Consider the following 17,342-nt stretch of genomic DNA (forward strand, 5'->3'; position numbering starts at 1 on the left):
CAAGCAACTGAAGCTAGGTGGAGCGCATTGGAGATTTCATGAATTCGCACCCGATCCCTTCGCCCTCGACCACCGTCAAGGATCCGGTTTGTGGCATGAGCGTCGATCCGGAAACCGCGCGCCACCATGTCGAGGCCCAGGGAGCAACGGTCTATTTCTGTTCAGCCAGGTGCCTGGGCAAGTTTGTCGCCGATCCAGGAGCCTACCAAGCCAAGCCCGAGCCCCCTCGGGCCGCCGCGTCAGGCGGGGCGCTCTACACCTGCCCGATGCACGCGCAAATCCGCCAGGTCGGTCCCGGCGTCTGTCCAATCTGCGGCATGGCTCTGGAGCCCGTGACGGTGACGGTCGACAGCGGCCCCAACCCCGAACTGGCCGACATGACCCGGCGCTTCTGGGTTGGTCTGGCGCTCGCCCTGCCGGTCTTTGTCCTGGAGATGGGCGCCCACGTGATGGGCCATGGCCGATGGGTTCCGGCTCAGATCTCCAGCTGGATCCAGTTCGCCCTCTCGACCCCGGTGGTGCTGTGGGCCGGCTGGCCGTTCTTCACGCGCGGCTGGACATCGTTGGTGACGCGCAAGTTCAACATGTTCACCCTGATCGCCATGGGCGTGGGCGTGGCCTATGGCTACAGCCTGTTTGGCCTGTTCGCGCCCGGACTGTTCCCGCCCGCCATCCGCGACGCCATGGGCGGCGTGCCGGTCTATTTCGAAGCCGCTGCGGTGATCACCGTCCTGGTGCTGTTGGGCCAAGTGCTGGAATTGCGGGCGCGCGAGCGGACGTCGGGCGCGATCAAGGCCTTGCTGGACCTCGCGCCCCGGACCGCTCGGCGGATCAAGGCCGACGGATCGGACGAAGAGGTGACGCTGGACCTGGTGGCTGTGGGCGATCGTCTGCGCGTGCGCCCCGGCGAGAAGGTCCCCGTGGATGGAGAATTGACCGAAGGCCGGGTGTCGATTGACGAGTCGCTGGTCACCGGCGAGTCCATGCCTGTCACTAAGGAAGCGGGAGCCAAGGTGATCGCCGGCTCGATCAACAAGACCGGGTCCTTCGTCATGCGGGCCGAAAAGGTCGGTGCCGAGACCCTGCTGTCGCGCATCGTCCAGATGGTGGCGGAGGCCCAACGCAGCCGCGCTCCAATCCAGCGCATGGCCGACCAGGTCTCGGCATGGTTCGTGCCAGCGGTGATCGGCGCGGCGCTTCTCGCCGCCGTCGTCTGGGCGCTCGTCGGACCCGAGCCGCGTCTGGCCTATGCGCTCGTGGCGGCGGTGTCGGTGATGATCATTGCCTGCCCCTGCGCGCTGGGACTGGCGACGCCGATGTCGATCATGGTCGGGGTCGGCCGCGGCGCCCAGGTCGGCGTCCTGATCAAGAATGCCGAGGCGCTGGAGCGCTTCGAGAAGATTGACACCCTGGTGATCGACAAGACAGGCACCTTGACCGAGGGGCGACCGGCGGTGACGGCGATCAAGCCGGCCGCCGGCTTCGACGAGGTCGAATTGCTGCGCCTCGCCGCCAGTCTGGAGCGCGGCAGCGAGCACCCCCTGGCCGACGCCGTTCTGCGGGCCGCCAAGGATCGCCAGCTGACCCTTTCCGAAGCCTCGGAATTTGACTCGCCCGTCGGCAAGGGGGTCGTCGGTGTGGTCGATGGCAAGCATGTGACCCTGGGCGGCGCCCGCTTGATGGCCGAACAGGGCGTGGATCTTTCGTCGCTGGAGGCCACGGCCGACGCCTTGCGCAAGGATGGCGCGACGACGATCTTCGCGACAGTCGACGGCAAGCTGGCCGGTGTCCTGGGGATCGCCGATCCGATCAAGGCCACGACGGCCGAGGCCATCCGCGCCTTGAAGGCCGACGGTGTGCGGTTGGTGATGATGACGGGCGACAACCGCACGACCGCCCTGGCCGTGGCCGCCAAGCTGGGCATTGACGAGGTCGAGGCCGAGGTGCTGCCGGAAGACAAGGCCAAGGTCGTGCAGAAGCTGCGCGCGCAGGGTCGGTCGGTCGCCATGGCAGGCGATGGCGTCAATGACGCGCCCGCCCTGGCCGCCGCCGAGGTGGGCATCGCCATGGGCGCAGGCGCCGACGTCGCTATCGAGAGCGCTGGGGTGACCCTGCTGCAGGGCGATCTGCAGGGCATCGTCCGGGCCCGGCGGCTATCGCGGGCCGTGATGCGCAATATTCGCCAGAACCTGATCTTCGCCTTCGCTTACAATGTCGCTGGCATTCCGATCGCGGCGGGCGTTCTCTATCCGACCCTCGGATGGCTGCTCTCGCCGGCCGTCGCCGCCCTGGCCATGGCCTTGTCTTCGGTCAGCGTAATCGGCAACGCCCTGCGACTCCGCACAGTGAAGCTCCAGGCATAGCGGGGGTGGGGGGCTAATCGTCTCTCGGAGTTGCCGCCGTTGCTTTGGCTTATCAAACACTTGGGTCGACGTCAGCCATGGGGCTTAATCGGCTCAGCGCCCCTCGCCACCGGAATAGCAAGCACGGCCGTGAGCGTCAAAAGGGCTATTAATGCCCACGCTTCGTTGATTGCGCGGACCAGCGCGAGGTGTTGCACCATTGGCGCCAGGATCGCCACGGTGTCCGCGTCGGCGGGTCCTGGTCCGCGGGCGAGGAACAGGTCCAGGGGTATGCCTACGGCCTTTGCGGTTTCGACGTCGCCGGCCTCCAGCCGTCCGGCGATTGCCCGGCCGAGGATCGGCGCTCGGCTGTAGATCACCGTGTCGATCAGCGCCAAGCCAATCGCGCCGCCGAGGTTGCGCATCAGGTTGAAGAGACCACTGGCGTCCGGAACCCGCGACGCTTCCAAGTGCCCCAGAGCCAGACGGGTGGGCGGCAGCAGGCAGAACATGATCGCCACGCCGCGCAACACCTGCGGCCAGAGCATCTGCGAAAAATCGGTGTCGGCGGTCTGGAAAGCGCTGAGGCCAAGGCCAACGGCGAAGAGAAGAAACCCCGCGCCTGATAGCAGCCGCGCATCGACGCGGCGTTCCAGCGCCACGGCGATCGGCGCGGTGATTAGTTGGGCCATGCCCGTCACCAACATGATCTTGCCGATTTCGAAGGCGTCATGGCCGCGCACGAAGGCCAGGAAGACAGGCATAAGATAGACCGAACCGAACAGCCCAATACCCAGGACAAAGCTCAAGAGGCAGCCGATGGCGAAGTTGCGATCCTTGAAGGTCCGCAGGCCCACGATGGGATGACCCGCCCTGAGGGTGCGCCGCGTGAAGAACCCAGACGCCACCAGGCTGAAGGCCAGGAGGCTCACCACCAGCGGCGAAATCCACCCACGCTGCGGCGCCGCCTTGAGCGCCAGCTCCAAGGCCGCCAAGGCCAGCGCCATCAGCACAAGTGACAGGATGTCCAGGCGCCGGGCCTCCCCCGCCACCGGTCGTTCCACCGGCAGCAGCCAGGCAGCCAGCAAGGCGCAGATCAATCCCGGCCCGACATTGACGAGAAAGAGCCACCGCCACGAAAAGGTGTCGGTGACCCAGCCACCGACGATCGGGCCAATCGTGGGAGCCAGGACGGCCAATACGCCTGCGATGGTCGTGGCCACGGCCTGCCGGCGTTCAGGAAAGAGCAGAAATACCGCCGAGAACACCGCCGGGATCAGCGTGCCACCTGAAAATCCCTGTAGGACCCGCCAGGCGACGAGAGGCGCGAAGCCAGTGCTCATGGCGCAGCCCAGAGAGGCCAAACTGAACACGCCGATGGCAAGGACGAAAAGCCAGCGCATGGTCAGCAGGCGCGTCAGAAACCCGGTCAGTGGAATCGCGATCACTTCGGCGATCAGATAGGCCGTCTGGATCCAACTCATCTGGTCGGGCGCGATCGCCAGGGCCTGCTGAATGGTCGGCATCGAGGTAGCGACGATCTGGATGTCCAGGATCGCCATGAACATGCCGAGGCACATGATGGCGAAGCCGGCCCACACCCTGGCCGGCACGCGGTCGTGTTCGAAGATATGGGGCAAGGCGAGCGTCCCGCAGCCGTGCCGGCCCCCCGGCGAGGCCGTGACGCGACGCTTGGCAAATGCGTTGGCGATGGATGACGTTCCGTCGTCCGGCGGCCAATACCACATGGGCGGAACCTTGAGCGCCGTCGACTGGTTAAGCTGATGACCACAAACCGACCGCGCGTCCGCCGCCGCGAGCGCCTGGTCGGAGTTGCATCATGCCAGCCCCCGTCGCCTTGCTGTCGCTGTCGACCGCGTCGCCGCCCCATCAGATGCCGCAGGTCCAGGTGGCCGAGGTCGCCCGGAGGCTTTTCGAAGGAAAATTTCCGCAGTTTGACCGGATGGCCAAGGTGTTTGAGACCGCCGGGATCAGCACGCGCCAGTCGATCTTGCCGATTGAATGGTACCTGCAACCGCGTTCCTGGCCAGAGCGGACTGCGGCCTATCTGCACGGCGCCGTCGAACTCTTCGTCGAGGCAGCTCAGACCGCGCTCGATGAGGCCAGATTGAAGGGGGCCGATGTCGACATCATCGTCACCGTCTCCTCGACGGGCATCGCCACGCCAAGCCTTGAAGCCCGCGCCATGGCGCGCGTCGGTTTTCGGCCCGACGCGGCGCGCGTTCCGGTGTTCGGCTTGGGATGCGCGGGCGGGGCCACCGGCCTGGCGCTGGCGAGCCGCCTGGCCAAGGCCACGCCGGGGGCAGTCGTGCTCCTGGTGATCGTCGAGCTTTGCACCTTGGCCTTCCGGCTCGAGGACCTGTCCAAGGCCGACATCGTGGCCACGGCGCTGTTTGGCGATGGCGCGGCCGCCGCTGTCCTGCGCTGTGACGAAGGCGGCTTTGCTCATGTGGAGGGCATGGCCGAGCACACTTGGCCGGGTACCCTGGACATCATGGGCTGGCGCGTCGATCCCCAGGGGCTGGGCGTGATCTTCGCCCGCGCCATCCCGCCGTTTGCCCGCGCCAATCTGCGGCCGGCCATGATTGAAATGCTCGCAAGCCAGAGACTGGGTCTGGAAGACGTCGATCGTTTCATTTGCCACCCGGGCGGCATGAAGGTGATCGACGCCATGGAGATGGCCCTGTCGATGGAGCAGGGATGCCTGGATCACGAACGTGCGGTGCTTCGCGACCACGGCAACATGTCGGCTCCGACGGTCCTCTATGTTCTTGATCAAGCGCGCCGCGCCGGCCTCCCGGGCAGGTCGGTCGTGACCGCCTTGGGCCCGGGCTTCACATCAAGCACCGTCACCTTGAGATCTGCGGCATGACGCTGTCGATCATCGTTCTCGGCCTGGTGACCGTCCAAAGACTGGGCGAACTCGTGCTCGCCAATCATAACACCCGCCGTTTGCTGGCCCGAGGCGCGGTGGAGACGGGGGCAGAGCACTATCCGCTCATCGTCATCCTGCATGCGGCATGGCTGGCAGGACTGTGGCTGCTGGCCTGGAACCGGCCGACCAACCTATTGTTGCTGGCGATCTTCATCGCGCTGCAATTGGCGCGGGTCTGGGTGATCGCGACCTTGGGCGATCGCTGGACGACGCGGATCATCACCTTGCCCGGGGCGGATCTCGTGCGAAGGGGGCCATACCGCTTCGTGTCTCATCCAAACTACGTGGTGGTCGCAGCCGAGATCGCCGTCCTGCCCCTGACTTTCGGCTTGCTCGGCTTCGCCGTCCTGTTCTCGTTTTTGAACGCCGCTGTCCTGTGGATACGCATTCGCAGCGAGGGGCGCGCGCTCGCGTCGGCGACCCAGGACCGGCCGCGCTCGTAGCCGCGCGCACGTGGCGCGAAGATCTGAGTTTCCTAGCCGCCGTGTTTGCGGACATAGGCCTCGAGATCGGCCTTGGCCTTGGTATTCTCGTCCACCGTGGCTTGGGCCAGCCTGCGGGCTTCGGGATCATCGCCAGTCTTCAGCACGCTTTGGCTCATGTCGATGGCGCCTTGGTGGTGAGCGATCATCACCTTGGCCCAAAGGACATCGATGTCGGGCGCGCGTGCCGACATCATGCCGCGGCTCATGCGCATGCCGTCGGATTTCAGCGCTTCAGCGCCAGCCTTGTCGCGGGGTGATTTCATCTGTGGTTGAGCGCCAGGGGTTGCGTGGCTGCTCATTGATTGGGCCATGGCCCAGTCGCAGCTCGCGCTCAGCAAGGCCGCCGTCCCTAAAACGCCTAAGATCGCTCGCATTCTTTTTTTAACCCCTGAAACCCAAGGACTGGCCTGCCGGACGCGGCATTGTCGTCGTTGGTAAGAATTTAGAGCGCCAAGCCGATATTTGTTGCGCCGGCGGAGGGATTATCTCGACCTCGTCCAAGCCGGCGCTTCGACACGGGAGCGGCCGGTCAATTGCGGCGCCCCATAGGGCGCGCGCAAAATCCGGCCCAGACATTCCTATGGCGAGCCCTGGTCCGAGGTATTGCTGATCTCCAGTCCCTGGAACGCCATCGCGCCGATGGCCGCCATCAGGCGATCTGGCGTCAAACCCTCTATTTCGGGCACCCATTTGGCCAGCCAGATCAGCATGCCAAGCATCAGATTGACCACCAGCTGCGCCTCGCAGCGCATGATCGAGCCGTCCTCCATGCCATCGGTCAGGAAGCGCTCCAGGTGGCCTTTCAGGAGATCACCCCACTGGGTGATCTCGCGACTCTGATCGTCGTCGAGATAGGAAAACTCCCCATAGTAGAGCTGGGGGCCGTTGCGCGCCGAGTCGCACAAAAGGACGTTGAAAAAGAAGTGCAGTTTTGCCGCGCCCGACCCGCTGGTCTGATCAGCTGAGGCCAGCAGCGCGGCAAACCGTTCCAGGGATTGGCGATGGCAGGCAAAAACCAAAGCCTGCTTGTTGGGAAAATAATAATAGAGCGCGCCTTCGCCTAGATCGAGCGTCGCGGCGATCTCCGCCATCGTGGTGTTGGCGTAGCCCTTAACATTGATGATTTCGATCGCGGCTCGAAGGATCGCGTCGCGCTTCTTGGCCGACTTGCGGCTGTTGGCCAGAGTCCGGGGCTGATCGCGGGCAGCGGGCTTCAAGGCGCCGAGCTTGTTCACGGAAGGCTATCCATCGGCCTTGATTTAGCGGCTCAGCGAGAGCTGATGCAAGCAAACTTAAATTTTGAGCTTGTGTTGAATTATTGAGGTCTGCTTTAAATTACGCCTGGACCGAAGGGCGTAGCATAACGCCACGGTCCGGGAGGAAACCCACGGACGCCCGCCACTCGTCGCGCCGTCGTCCGCGCAAAAGCCGATCAAGGCTGCAATCGAGGGAGGACTACCGTGAAGAAGCTTCAGTTTCTGGGCGTTTCATTGGCCGCGCTGATGGCCGCCAATACGGCGTGGGCTCAAGCTCCGGCGCCCGCTGCGCAAGCTGCGCCGCCCGCCCCGTCTGCATCGATGGTTGAAGAGATCATCGTCACAGCGACCAAGCGCGAGCAGACCTTGCAGGACGTGCCAATCTCGGTGGCCGTGACCGGTCAGCAGACCATTGAGCGGGCCCAGGTGCGCGACCTGATTGACCTGCAGTCGGTCGTACCCTCGCTGAAGGTTTCTCAGCTCAACGCCGTGAGTCAGACCAACTTCATCATTCGCGGTTTCGGCAACGGCAACGGTAATGACGGCATCGAAAGCTCGGTCGGGGTTTTCATCGACGGTGTCTATCGCTCCCGCTCGGGCTCGGCCCTGGACGACCTGCCTGAGGTAGCGCGCATCGAGGTGCTGCGTGGCCCGCAATCGACGCTGTTTGGCAAGAACGTCTCGGCCGGCGCGATCAGCATCGTGACGAAGCAGCCTTCGTTCGACTTCGGAGGCAAGGCCGAGGTCAGCCTCGGCAATTACAGCCTTCGCCAGTTCAAGGGCACGATCACCGGGCCTATCGCCAAGGATCTGGCCCTGCGCGTTTCGGGCAGCGTCAACAAGCGCGATGGCTACTCGCATAATCTGACCACAGACAACGACGTCAACAATCGCGATCGCTGGTCATTGCGCGGCGATCTCTTGTGGGAGCCCACAGACCAAACCTCGGTGCGGATCATCGCCGACTACAACAAGATCCACGAGGTCTGTTGCGCGGTGTCGTCGATCTATAACGGTCCCGCCACCCAATTCGTCGGCGCGCCCGCACCGTTCGGCCTTGGCAAACCGGTTGGCGATCCCTCGAAGGTCTTTTCCCGCGATATCATCTTCAACACCGATCCGGACAATCGCCTGACCGGCAAAGGGATTTCGGGGCAGGTCGATCAGGATCTAGGCTTCGCCGCCCTGACCTCGATCACCGCGTATCGCAAACAGACCACCCAATCAGTACAAGACGTCGACTTCACCGGCGCTGATTTGGCCAACAAGGCAGACGGCAACGACATCAAGACCTTCACCCAGGAACTACGCCTGGCGTCCAAGGGCGACGGGCCGTTCAGCTGGCTGATCGGCGGGTTCTACCAACACGAAAAACTCCAAACCGGCCGGACGATCAACTATGGGCGCGACATTCGCGCCTATGGCGATGGTCTAAGCGGCCAGGCGCCCGCGAGCCTGATCGGCGCGCTGCCGCCGGCCCTGCGGCCGGCCCTGACCGGCCGTTCGAACCTCTACGCCCTGGAGTTCCTGCAAAGCCTGGTCACCCCTTCCATCGTGCCCGGTAAGACCTATTTCCAGGCCGGCCAAGGCATCGACGATGACTATGCGATGAAGCAGACCTCGTACTCGATCTTCGGCCAAGCTGACTACAAGGTCACCGACAAGCTGACGATCACCGGCGGGTTGGCCTATCTGAACGATGACAAGCAGGCCACCTCGGGTGTGGTGCTGCGCGATCCGTTCTCGGCCCTCAATCTGAACGCCGTGCCGCAGTTCATCGCCCTGGGCCTGCCAGGTAATATCTACGCGCCCCTAGGCGGCCTGCAGTTCTACTACGGCAACACCCCCAACCACGGGCCGGTCAACTTCCCCAACGCCGCAGAGTCCGGCCAGTTGAAGGGCGACAAGGTCACCTACGCGGTTCGCGCCGCCTACGACTTTGGCTGGATCAACGCCTATCTCAGCTATTCCACGGGCTGGAAGGCGGGGGCGTTCAACCTGTCGTCCGACAGCCGACCACCGAACGCCAATGGCGTCGGCCGCACGGCGGCTCCCGAGAATGTCAGCGTTTACGAGGCGGGGCTGAAGGCCAAGTTCCAAGGCGGCTACCTCAACCTCGCGGTCTTCGACCAGTCGATCAAGGGCTTCCAGTCCAACGCCTATACCGGGATCGGCTACAGCCTGGTCAATGCCGGCGAGGAGTCGGTCAAGGGCTTCGAGGTCGATAGCGCCTGGCGGCCGACCAGTTGGCTGGCCCTGACCGGCTCGGTCACCTATCTCGACCCCACCTATGACAGTTTCACGGGCGCAGCTTGCGTCAACTATGACACCACCCGTTGTCCGGTGAACCCGGCGACGGGCCTGCGGCCCAACTTCCGCGACCTGACCGGCGATCGGCCGGCCGGCATCGCCAACTGGAGCTATTCGACCTCCGCGACGCTTTCGCACGACTTGGGCCGAGGCTTCAGCGGCTACCTGCGGGCCGAATATGACCACACCAGCAAGACCCAGCTGACGGAGACCACGCCGCCCAACCTATCGACCTGGGGCCAGAACCTCGTCAACGCCAGCCTGGGCGTGGTTCACGCCGACAGCCAGGTGGAAGTCATGCTCTGGGCGCGCAACCTGACCAAGGACGACAGTCTGATCGCGACGTTCCCGACGGTCGCCCAGGACGGCAGCTACAGCGGCTATCCCAATGCCCCACGCACCTATGGCGTGACGGTGCGCAAGACGTTCTGACCTACCTCGGAACGCACCTGCCGCCCGGCTCATCCTTCCCGGGCCGGGCGGCTATTTTTCCCATTCCTCGACGGAACCAAGATGTCTGAGCCCGACGAAACGCCCCAAGCCAACGCGCCGGATATGGCCGCCCTGCGAGAGCGCTATCGCCAGGAAAAAGATCGGCGGGCCAGTGCGGGCGACCGCCGCTACCTGGACCTCAGCGGCGACCTTTCGCACTTGTTGGCAGACCCCTACGCCGCGCCTGTTGCGCGCGGCCCCGTCGATGACTCGGTCGATGTGCTGGTGGTCGGCGGCGGCTTCGGCGGCCTGCTTTCGGCCGCGCGCTTGAAAGAGGCGGGCGTCGCCTCGGTGCGGATTGTCGAGGTCGCCTCCGATGTTGGCGGGACCTGGTACTGGAACCGCTATCCCGGCGCGGCTTGCGATATCGAGTCCTACATCTACTTCCCGCTCTTGGAAGAGACCGGCTACATGCCCGCCGAGCGCTACTCCAAGGCGCCGGAAATCCGGGCCCATACACAGCGCATCGCCAAGCATTTCGGTCTCTACGACAATGCTCTGTTCTCTACCCAGGTCACGGCCCTGGACTGGGACGACCAGGCCGCGCACTGGGTCGTCGCCACCGATCGCGGCGACACGATCCGCGCCCGCTTCGTGGTCCTGGCCACCGGTCCCCTCAACAAGCCCAAGCTGGCGGCGATCCCCGGCGTCGAGACCTTCAAGGGCCACAGCTTCCACACCAGCCGCTGGGACTATGACTACACCGGCGGCAGCTCGACGACGCCGCTCGACAAGCTAGGCGACAAGCGCGTGGGGGTGATCGGCACCGGCGCGACGGCGATCCAGTGCGTGCCGCCCTTGGCCGCCAGCGCGCAACACCTCTACGTCTTCCAGCGCACGCCCTCGTCGGTCGATGCGCGCAACAACAGCCCAACCGATCCGGCTTGGGCCGCGAGCCTTCAGCCGGGCTGGCAACAGGCGCGGATGGAAAACTTCACGGCCCAGATGGCCGGTCACCTGGCCGACGAGGACATGGTCGCCGACGGCTGGACCGTCCTGGCCCGGGCGATCAAGAAAATGTTCGCGGAAGACCAGGGCGCCGACTTTGGCCAGCTGCTCGAGCGCGCCGACATGGAAAAGATGGTTCAGGTGCGCGCGCGTATCGAAGACCTGGTCGAGGATCCGGCCACCGCCGAGGCCCTGAAGCCGTGGTTCAGCCTGTTCTGCAAGCGGCCTTGTTTTCACGACGGCTATCTGGGCGTCTTCAACCAACCCAACGTCACCCTGGTCGACACCGCCGGACGCGGGGTCGAGAAGATCACCGAGACGGGCGTGGTCGTGGACGGCCAGGAATATCCGCTCGACTGCCTGGTGTTCGCCACCGGCTTCGAGGTCGGCGGCGATTTCGCCAAGCGCTCGGGTTTTGATCTGCGCGGCGTGGATGGCCAGTCCCTGTCGGACAAGTGGGCGCAGGGGCCGGCCACCTATCACGGCATGCACAGCCGCGGCTTTCCCAACTGCTTCATCATCAGCCAGGCCCAGTCGGGCATGTCGCCCAATTTCCCCCACATGCTCAGCGAGCAGGCCAAGCATCTGGCTCACATCATCGGCCATTGCGTCCAGACAGGCGTCGCCACCGTCGAGGCTTCGGCCCAGGCGCAGGACGACTGGGTCGATCAGATCGTTCAGACCAGCGCCGACCGCATCAGGAAGCTCGAGACCTGCACGCCGGGCTATTACAACAACGAAGGTCGCCCCTCGATGGAGACCGCCCGGGCCCTCCCGCACGGCGCGGGCCCGGTGATGTTCATCGACATGCTGCGCCAATGGCGTGAGAGCGGCGATTTCGCCGGCCTGGAACTCGACGGCGCCCCCGTGCGCGCCAAGGAAAGCGTTTGACCATGACCGAGCAAAGCGGCCGCAAGGCCATCTTCATCACCGGCGCGGCCTCAGGGATGGGCCGCGAAACCGCCCTGCTGTTCGCGCGCCAGGGGTGGTTTGTCGGCGCCTATGACGTCAATGCCGAAGGGCTCGTCTCCCTGGAGGCGGAAATCGGCTCCGGCAACGGTCTGTGCTCGACCCTTGATGTCACAGATCCAGAGGCCTTCGCCACGGCGATGACGCGGTTTGGCGAGGCCACGGGCGGGCGCCTGGACCTGATGTTCAACAATGCCGGCATCGCCGTGGCGGGCCTCTTTGACGAGGTCGCCTGGGAGGACATCGTCAAGGTCGTGCAGGTCAATCTGCTGGGGGTGATGATCGGCGTGCGCGCCGCCATTGGCCTGCTGAAGGTGACGCCCGGTTCGCTGTGCCTGACCACCTCCTCGTCATCGGCGATCTTCGGCACGGCCGGTATCGCCACCTATTCGGCCACCAAGCACGCGGTGCGCGGGCTGACCGAGGCGCTGTCTATCGAATTCATGCGCCACGGCGTTCGCGCCGCCGATCTCCTGCCGGGCCTGATCGACACTCCGATCCTGTCGGACACGATCAAGGCGATGGCCCCGCCCGACGGGATGTGGCGACTGACGCCGCCCTCCGAGGTCGCCCAGACCGTCTGGTCCGCCTACCACGGCGACAAGCTGCACTGGTATGTGCCCGAAGAGCTCAAGGCCTTCGACATACAGGCCACCGCCGAGCCAGAGGTGGTGCGCCAGGAACGCGCGGCCCTGGCGGCTTTCCGCGAGTAGAGAAGGGCAAACCGATGTCGATCCTCGAAGCCTCCGCGCCGATTTCACCACCTGTTGAACGACAAGACCGGGCTATAGCCAACCTTCACATTGGCTTCGGCGCCCAGCGTGAAGCCTTCGCGGCCGATCGCTATCCGTCCCGGCAAGAGCGCAAGCGCCGCATCTAAGCGCTCATCGGTATGATGCTGGCGCATCGCGAGGCCATCAGCGGGCTTCCGATCGCGGCTTTATCCGCAGGCGGACGGGGAGGCGGGACTGACAGTATAGCGCGCACCTGTCTCTACCGCCATCAGCCGCACGCAAGGCGGCGGTGCATCTCGGCGATCAGAGCGAGAACACGCCAAAACATGCCCTTAGTTATGGCGGCGATCTGAGGTTCGAATCGTGATCGTCGCACCTACGCTATGTTGCGCCTGGGTATCCCAGATCTGCCCCGGAACCGCCGAAGCTACGCCAGGAGCTGCCCACTACGCTGCGACACGGAGACTTGCTGGCCGTCAGAACTGGGACGTTTTCATCGTCTGAGAAGGGGCGAAAAAGTGGACTTGGCGCCGGTGCAAACCGACAAGCCCATCGACAAATCGCAAGATGCACTCTGGCAATGATCTGAGCGCGGACGAGCGGAGAGAGAAAAAAACGTAGACTCTTTTTCGATACACGGCGAGGACTCCAATAGTCACCTGGACGGGAGGCCCGGCATGCCGACCTTAGAACCTGAAGTTAAAACGGTGGCTGTGACGATCGTCTCGGCAAGGTCACGTTAGTGCAACTTGAGCTACACAGCGGCGTTTCGCAAACGTGAAAGAGCACGCGGGCTACGACATGGATGCCGTCATCATAACCGGCGATCTCGATCGCCGGCCGTCCAGGGTGTCCGACTTCCAAGCTGAAAATCAGGCGCTCAACTCGCTCGCCGAAGCGATGAGCAACAGCCCCGACACGGTGTTTCAACGCTTGGTTGAGGTGGCGATGGAACTGACAGGTTCCGATTCCGCGGGGATCAGCCTGCTGGAGCCTGGTGGCGAGAACGGCGCCTTTCGCTGGGTCGCGACAGCCGGAGCCTGGTCGCCTTATCGAGACAAAACGATGCCGCGTGAGGCCAGCCCGTGCGGTGAAGTCATTGCGCGGGAAGCGGTCCTGCTGATGAAGAACCCCGCACGATTGTTCCCGGCGTTGCTACAGGCAGAACCCGGCATCAGTGAGGGGCTGTTCGCTCCGTTTTACATTAGCGGGGTTCCGGTCGGCACGGTATGGACAATTAAGCATAGCCCCAACAATCATTTTGAGGCTGAAGACGCTCGCATCATCAAGAGCCTGGCTCGTTTCGCCTCGGCCGCACATCAGACAGTGCAGGCTCTTCAGTTGGCAAAGTCCTCCGAGCAGCGGGCCGAGTTGCGTTTCCAGCAGCTAGTCACGCTGGCGGAAGTCAGCAGCGAGTTCTTTGGCACGTGCGACATGGAGTTCATGCCGATCTACGGCAACGCTGCGGCAATGCGAATGGTCGGACTAACCGATCTGGAACAGGTTCAGAGAACGCCGCTGCAGGAGTTTTTCTTTCCCGAAGATCTGGCCTTCATCACTGAAGAGTTCTTGCCGCGCGTGGTGCGTGAAGGTCAAGCCAAGGTCGAGATTCGTTTTCGCCATTTCGTCACAGGTGAGCCAGTCTGGGTCGATTACAGCCTTGTCGTCCTAAAGGACGAGACGGGGCGAGCGACTGGCTTGGGTACTGTCACTCACGACCTTACCGAACGCAAACGAGCCGAGGTCGCGCTTCGGGTCAGTGAGGCGCGGTTTCGTGCGCTTGCAACGGTCGGATCATCCTCAATCTATCGGATGAGTCCGGACTGGCGCGAGATGCGCCATCTCGACGGGGCCGCCTTTCTTGCTGACAGCGACGAGCCGACTGCCGACTGGGTTGATACCTACATTCCGTCCGATGAGCGTTCTCGCGTCCGCGAAGCGATTCATCGGGCGATCGGCGCCAAGGATGTCTTTGAGCTGGAGCACCGCGTGCTGCGCGCGGACGGTACGGTTGGTTGGACGTTTTCGCGCGCTATCCCGCTTTTCGACGACGTTGGGGAGATTTCCGAATGGTTCGGGGCGGCGACGGACGTAACCGCGCGCGTTAAGGCGGATCAGAGCTTCACACGGTTGTTCCGTGCATCACCAGCACCGTTCCTGGTCGTCAAGCCCGACGCGCCGCGCTTCACCATCGCCGAAGTCAACGACGCCTACCTGTCCGCTACCATGCGGACGCGCGACGAGGTGGTCGGGCGTGGGATTTTCGAGGCCTACCCCGATAATCCGTCCGACGAGACGACTGGAAGCGTGAGCACCTTGCGGGCCTCGCTTGAACATGTGCTCGCTTCACGACAGCCAAACACACTGCCCCGCCTGAAGTACGACGTCGCGCGGTCAGATGGCACATTCGAGGAACGCTGGTGGAGCCCAGTCAACTCAGTGGTGCTCGATGACGACGGCGAGGTGGAGGCCCTCATCCACAATGCCAACGACGTGACCGAGGAGCGCCGGGCCGCAGTCCTGTTGCGCGAAAGCGAGGTGCGGCAGACGTTTCTGCTCCAGCTGAGCGACGCTCTTCGTCCGCTTTCCGACGCGGCTGAAATTCTCGCTACCACAACTCATCTGCTGGGCAAGCACATAGGCGCGGACCGAGTGATGTACGCTGAGGTCGATGGCGAACTCGGCGCGGAGACAGGGACCATACGCGGCCAATATGTCCGGCCATCGAGTGGGGGGACGCCGTCAGCCGCGCCCTTTCCGGAGCGCTTCGCATTCTGTCCTTTTGGCACGCACACAATGGCCGCACGCCATCGTGGCGAAACGCTGGTCGTTGCAAACATCGACACCAACCCTGGCTTCGCCGATTTGGAGCGAACGGCCTGGGCCGTCGCCGACGTGCGGGCCGCCGTAGTCGCGGCCTTGGCCAAGGGCGGCCGACTGGTGGCCGAATTTGGCGTGCACGCCACGGCGCCTCGCGATTGGACCAAGGCGGAGGTTTCGCTCGTTGAAGAAGTCGCCGAGCGTAGCTGGGCAGCGGTCGAGCGCGCCCGCGCCGAAGCAGCGCTGCGAGACAGCGAGGCCCGCTTCCGCGAGTTCAGCGAAGCTTCTACCAATATCCTCTGGATTCGGAATGCGGCGACGATGCGGATGGAGTTCGCTAGTCCGGCGTTCGATAGGATTTATGGAATTGCGGGTCCCGATCGGGGCGGCGACCCCGGTTTGCGGGCCTGGGCTCGGCTGATCGAGCCGAAAAGTCGCAAGACCGCGCTGGCTAACTTTCGGCGGGTTCGCGCCGGCGAGCGGATCGAGGCGGAGCTTCAAGCCAGACGGGCCACGGACGGCTCGCTGCGCTGGGTCCGTAACACCGACTTCCCGATGTTTGATGCGGCAGGGCGCGTAACGCGGATCGCGGGACTGGGTGAAGATATCACTGACCTGAAGGCGGCGGAACATGCGCTGGCAGACGCCGAAGCGCGCCAACGCACGTTGATGGAAGGCATTCCGCAACTTGTCTGGCGGTCACGCGACGAGGGGCTCTGGACCTGGGCAAGCCCGCAGTGGCTCGAATTTACGGGGCAGGGGCAGGAGGAGAGCCACGGAATGGGCTGGCTCGACACCGTTCACGTAGATGATCGCGCGGCGACCACGCTCGCCTGGGAACAGGCTCGGTCGCACGGGAGGCTGGACGTGGAATACCGCGTGCGGCGTGCGGCCGATGGGGCGTGGGTATGGCACCATACCCGCTCTGCCCCGGTGCTCGACGCCGAGGGACGGATCTTGGAATGGCTTGGCACTTGCACCGACGTTCAAGACTTGCGCGAGTTGCAGGAGCGACAAAAAGTGCTGGTCGGCGAGCTCCAGCACCGCACCCGCAACGTCATCGGGATCGTCAGATCGATTGCGGAAAAGACTGTGCGGGAGAGTGCCGACCTGGCGGATTTCCGCGCCCGGTTCACGGACCGGCTCGACAGCCTCGCGCGAGTACAAGGCTTGCTCTCACGCCTGAACGAGCATGATCGGGTCTCCTTCGACGAGCTGATCGAGGCCGAACTCTCAGCTATGGATGCGGCTGGAGAGCGGGTGACGCTGGTGGGGCCGGTAGGCGTTCGTCTGCGCTCCTCGACAGTTCAGACCTTGGCCATGGCTCTTCACGAGCTGGCTACCAATGCGGTCAAATACGGCGCCCTCGGCCAGGCCTCGGCTGGAGCGCGCTTGGCCATCACCTGGTCCTTGGAGCCCATCGGACCCAGGGATCAGCCGTGGCTTCACGTTGATTGGCGAGAGAGCGGTGTCCAGATGGCGTCGGATGGAGCGCCGCCGCGAGGCGGGGGCCATGGGAGGGAGCTGATCGAGCGCGCCTTGCCCTATCAACTCGGCGCGAAGACCAGCTACTCGCTTGGACCGGATGGCGTGCATTGCACGATCTCGATGCCGGTCTCGGCAGACGAACCGGTGGGAATGCAAGTATGACTGAGCGGACACTGAGGGACTGCCACATACTTGTTGTTGAAGACGAGTATCTGCTCGCCGACGAACTCGCCACAAACTTGAGCGATGCCGGCGCGGTGGTGATTGGACCGGTTGCGACGGTTGAGGACGCCTTGGCGTTGATTGACGCCGAACCGCGCATCGATGGCGCCGTTCTTGACGCGAACCTACAGGGTGCGTTGAGTTTTCCCGTGGCTGACCGGCTGCTTGAGCGCGGCGTGCCTTTTGTCTTCACCACAGGCTATAACAGGTCCATGATTCCGAGCCCCTACCGAGAAATCGTCCGATGCGACAAGCCCGTGGATTTAGCTCAGGTAGCGCGCGTCATCGGAAAGGTGATCCACTCGGAGGCCAAGTAATGG

At 64.0% G+C, this 17,342-nt stretch carries 12 protein-coding genes; 9 read left to right on the forward strand and 3 right to left on the reverse strand.

Annotated features, from left to right (window positions below; all coding sequences use genetic code 11):
* The first annotated feature begins 38 nt into the window (after positions 1–38).
* A complete protein-coding gene (locus ACP694_RS06560) occupies positions 39–2,363 on the forward strand; it encodes a heavy metal translocating P-type ATPase (protein WP_426011335.1) in 2,325 nt (774 codons plus the stop codon).
* Between the two features lie 71 nt (positions 2,364–2,434).
* Here ACP694_RS06560 and ACP694_RS06565 read toward each other — a convergent pair whose 3' ends face one another.
* Positions 2,435–3,982, reverse strand: coding sequence for a DHA2 family efflux MFS transporter permease subunit (locus ACP694_RS06565; protein WP_426011336.1), 1,548 nt, complete (start codon positions 3,980–3,982; stop codon positions 2,435–2,437).
* A gap of 200 nt (positions 3,983–4,182) precedes the next feature.
* Here ACP694_RS06565 and ACP694_RS06570 point away from each other — a divergent pair, with 200 nt between their 5' ends.
* Both ACP694_RS06570 and ACP694_RS06575 read left to right on the forward strand, forming a co-directional pair.
* On the forward strand, positions 4,183–5,235 hold the full coding sequence (locus tag ACP694_RS06570; protein ID WP_426011337.1) for a type III polyketide synthase: 1,053 nt from the start codon (positions 4,183–4,185) through the stop codon (positions 5,233–5,235).
* On the forward strand, positions 5,232–5,741 hold the full coding sequence (locus ACP694_RS06575; protein WP_426011338.1) for an isoprenylcysteine carboxyl methyltransferase family protein: 510 nt from the start codon (positions 5,232–5,234) through the stop codon (positions 5,739–5,741). The genes ACP694_RS06570 and ACP694_RS06575 overlap by 4 nt, the downstream gene beginning before the upstream one ends.
* 32 nt (positions 5,742–5,773) lie before the next feature.
* On the opposite strand, the gene ACP694_RS06580 is transcribed toward ACP694_RS06575, so the two are convergent.
* Together ACP694_RS06580 and ACP694_RS06585 are read right to left on the reverse strand one after the other, a co-directional pair.
* Positions 5,774–6,157 carry a DUF305 domain-containing protein gene (locus tag ACP694_RS06580; protein ID WP_426011339.1) on the reverse strand — a complete coding sequence of 128 codons (384 nt, stop codon included), beginning with the start codon at positions 6,155–6,157 and terminating at the stop codon, positions 5,774–5,776.
* Between the two features lie 204 nt (positions 6,158–6,361).
* The gene (locus ACP694_RS06585; protein WP_426011340.1) at positions 6,362–7,018 is read right to left on the reverse strand and encodes a TetR/AcrR family transcriptional regulator; all 657 of its coding nucleotides are present in this window, start codon (positions 7,016–7,018) and stop codon (positions 6,362–6,364) included.
* A gap of 267 nt (positions 7,019–7,285) precedes the next feature.
* Here ACP694_RS06585 and ACP694_RS06590 point away from each other — a divergent pair, with 267 nt between their 5' ends.
* The 6 genes from ACP694_RS06590 to ACP694_RS06615 all read left to right on the forward strand — a co-directional run bounded on the left by ACP694_RS06590 (position 7,286) and on the right by ACP694_RS06615 (position 17,339).
* Positions 7,286–9,781, forward strand: coding sequence for a TonB-dependent receptor (locus ACP694_RS06590; protein ID WP_426011827.1), 2,496 nt, complete (start codon positions 7,286–7,288; stop codon positions 9,779–9,781).
* 81 nt (positions 9,782–9,862) lie between these two features.
* The gene (locus ACP694_RS06595) at positions 9,863–11,680 is read left to right on the forward strand and encodes a flavin-containing monooxygenase (RefSeq protein WP_426011341.1); all 1,818 of its coding nucleotides are present in this window, start codon (positions 9,863–9,865) and stop codon (positions 11,678–11,680) included.
* A 2-nt stretch (positions 11,681–11,682) separates the two neighbouring features.
* Complete coding sequence (locus ACP694_RS06600; protein WP_426011342.1) at positions 11,683–12,471, forward strand: SDR family oxidoreductase; 789 nt, start codon at positions 11,683–11,685, stop codon at positions 12,469–12,471.
* A 14-nt stretch (positions 12,472–12,485) separates the two neighbouring features.
* The gene (locus ACP694_RS06605) at positions 12,486–12,638 is read left to right on the forward strand and encodes a hypothetical protein (protein ID WP_426011343.1); all 153 of its coding nucleotides are present in this window, start codon (positions 12,486–12,488) and stop codon (positions 12,636–12,638) included.
* A gap of 655 nt (positions 12,639–13,293) precedes the next feature.
* Positions 13,294–16,962 carry a PAS domain S-box protein gene (locus tag ACP694_RS06610; RefSeq protein ID WP_426011344.1) on the forward strand — a complete coding sequence of 1,223 codons (3,669 nt, stop codon included), beginning with the start codon at positions 13,294–13,296 and terminating at the stop codon, positions 16,960–16,962.
* The gene (locus tag ACP694_RS06615; RefSeq protein WP_426011345.1) at positions 16,959–17,339 is read left to right on the forward strand and encodes a response regulator; all 381 of its coding nucleotides are present in this window, start codon (positions 16,959–16,961) and stop codon (positions 17,337–17,339) included. The genes ACP694_RS06610 and ACP694_RS06615 overlap by 4 nt, the downstream gene beginning before the upstream one ends.
* The last annotated feature ends 3 nt before the right edge of the window (positions 17,340–17,342 follow it).

The sequence above is a fragment of the Caulobacter sp. DWR2-3-1b2 genome (assembly GCF_049896345.1).
Lineage (GTDB): Bacteria > Pseudomonadota > Alphaproteobacteria > Caulobacterales > Caulobacteraceae > Caulobacter.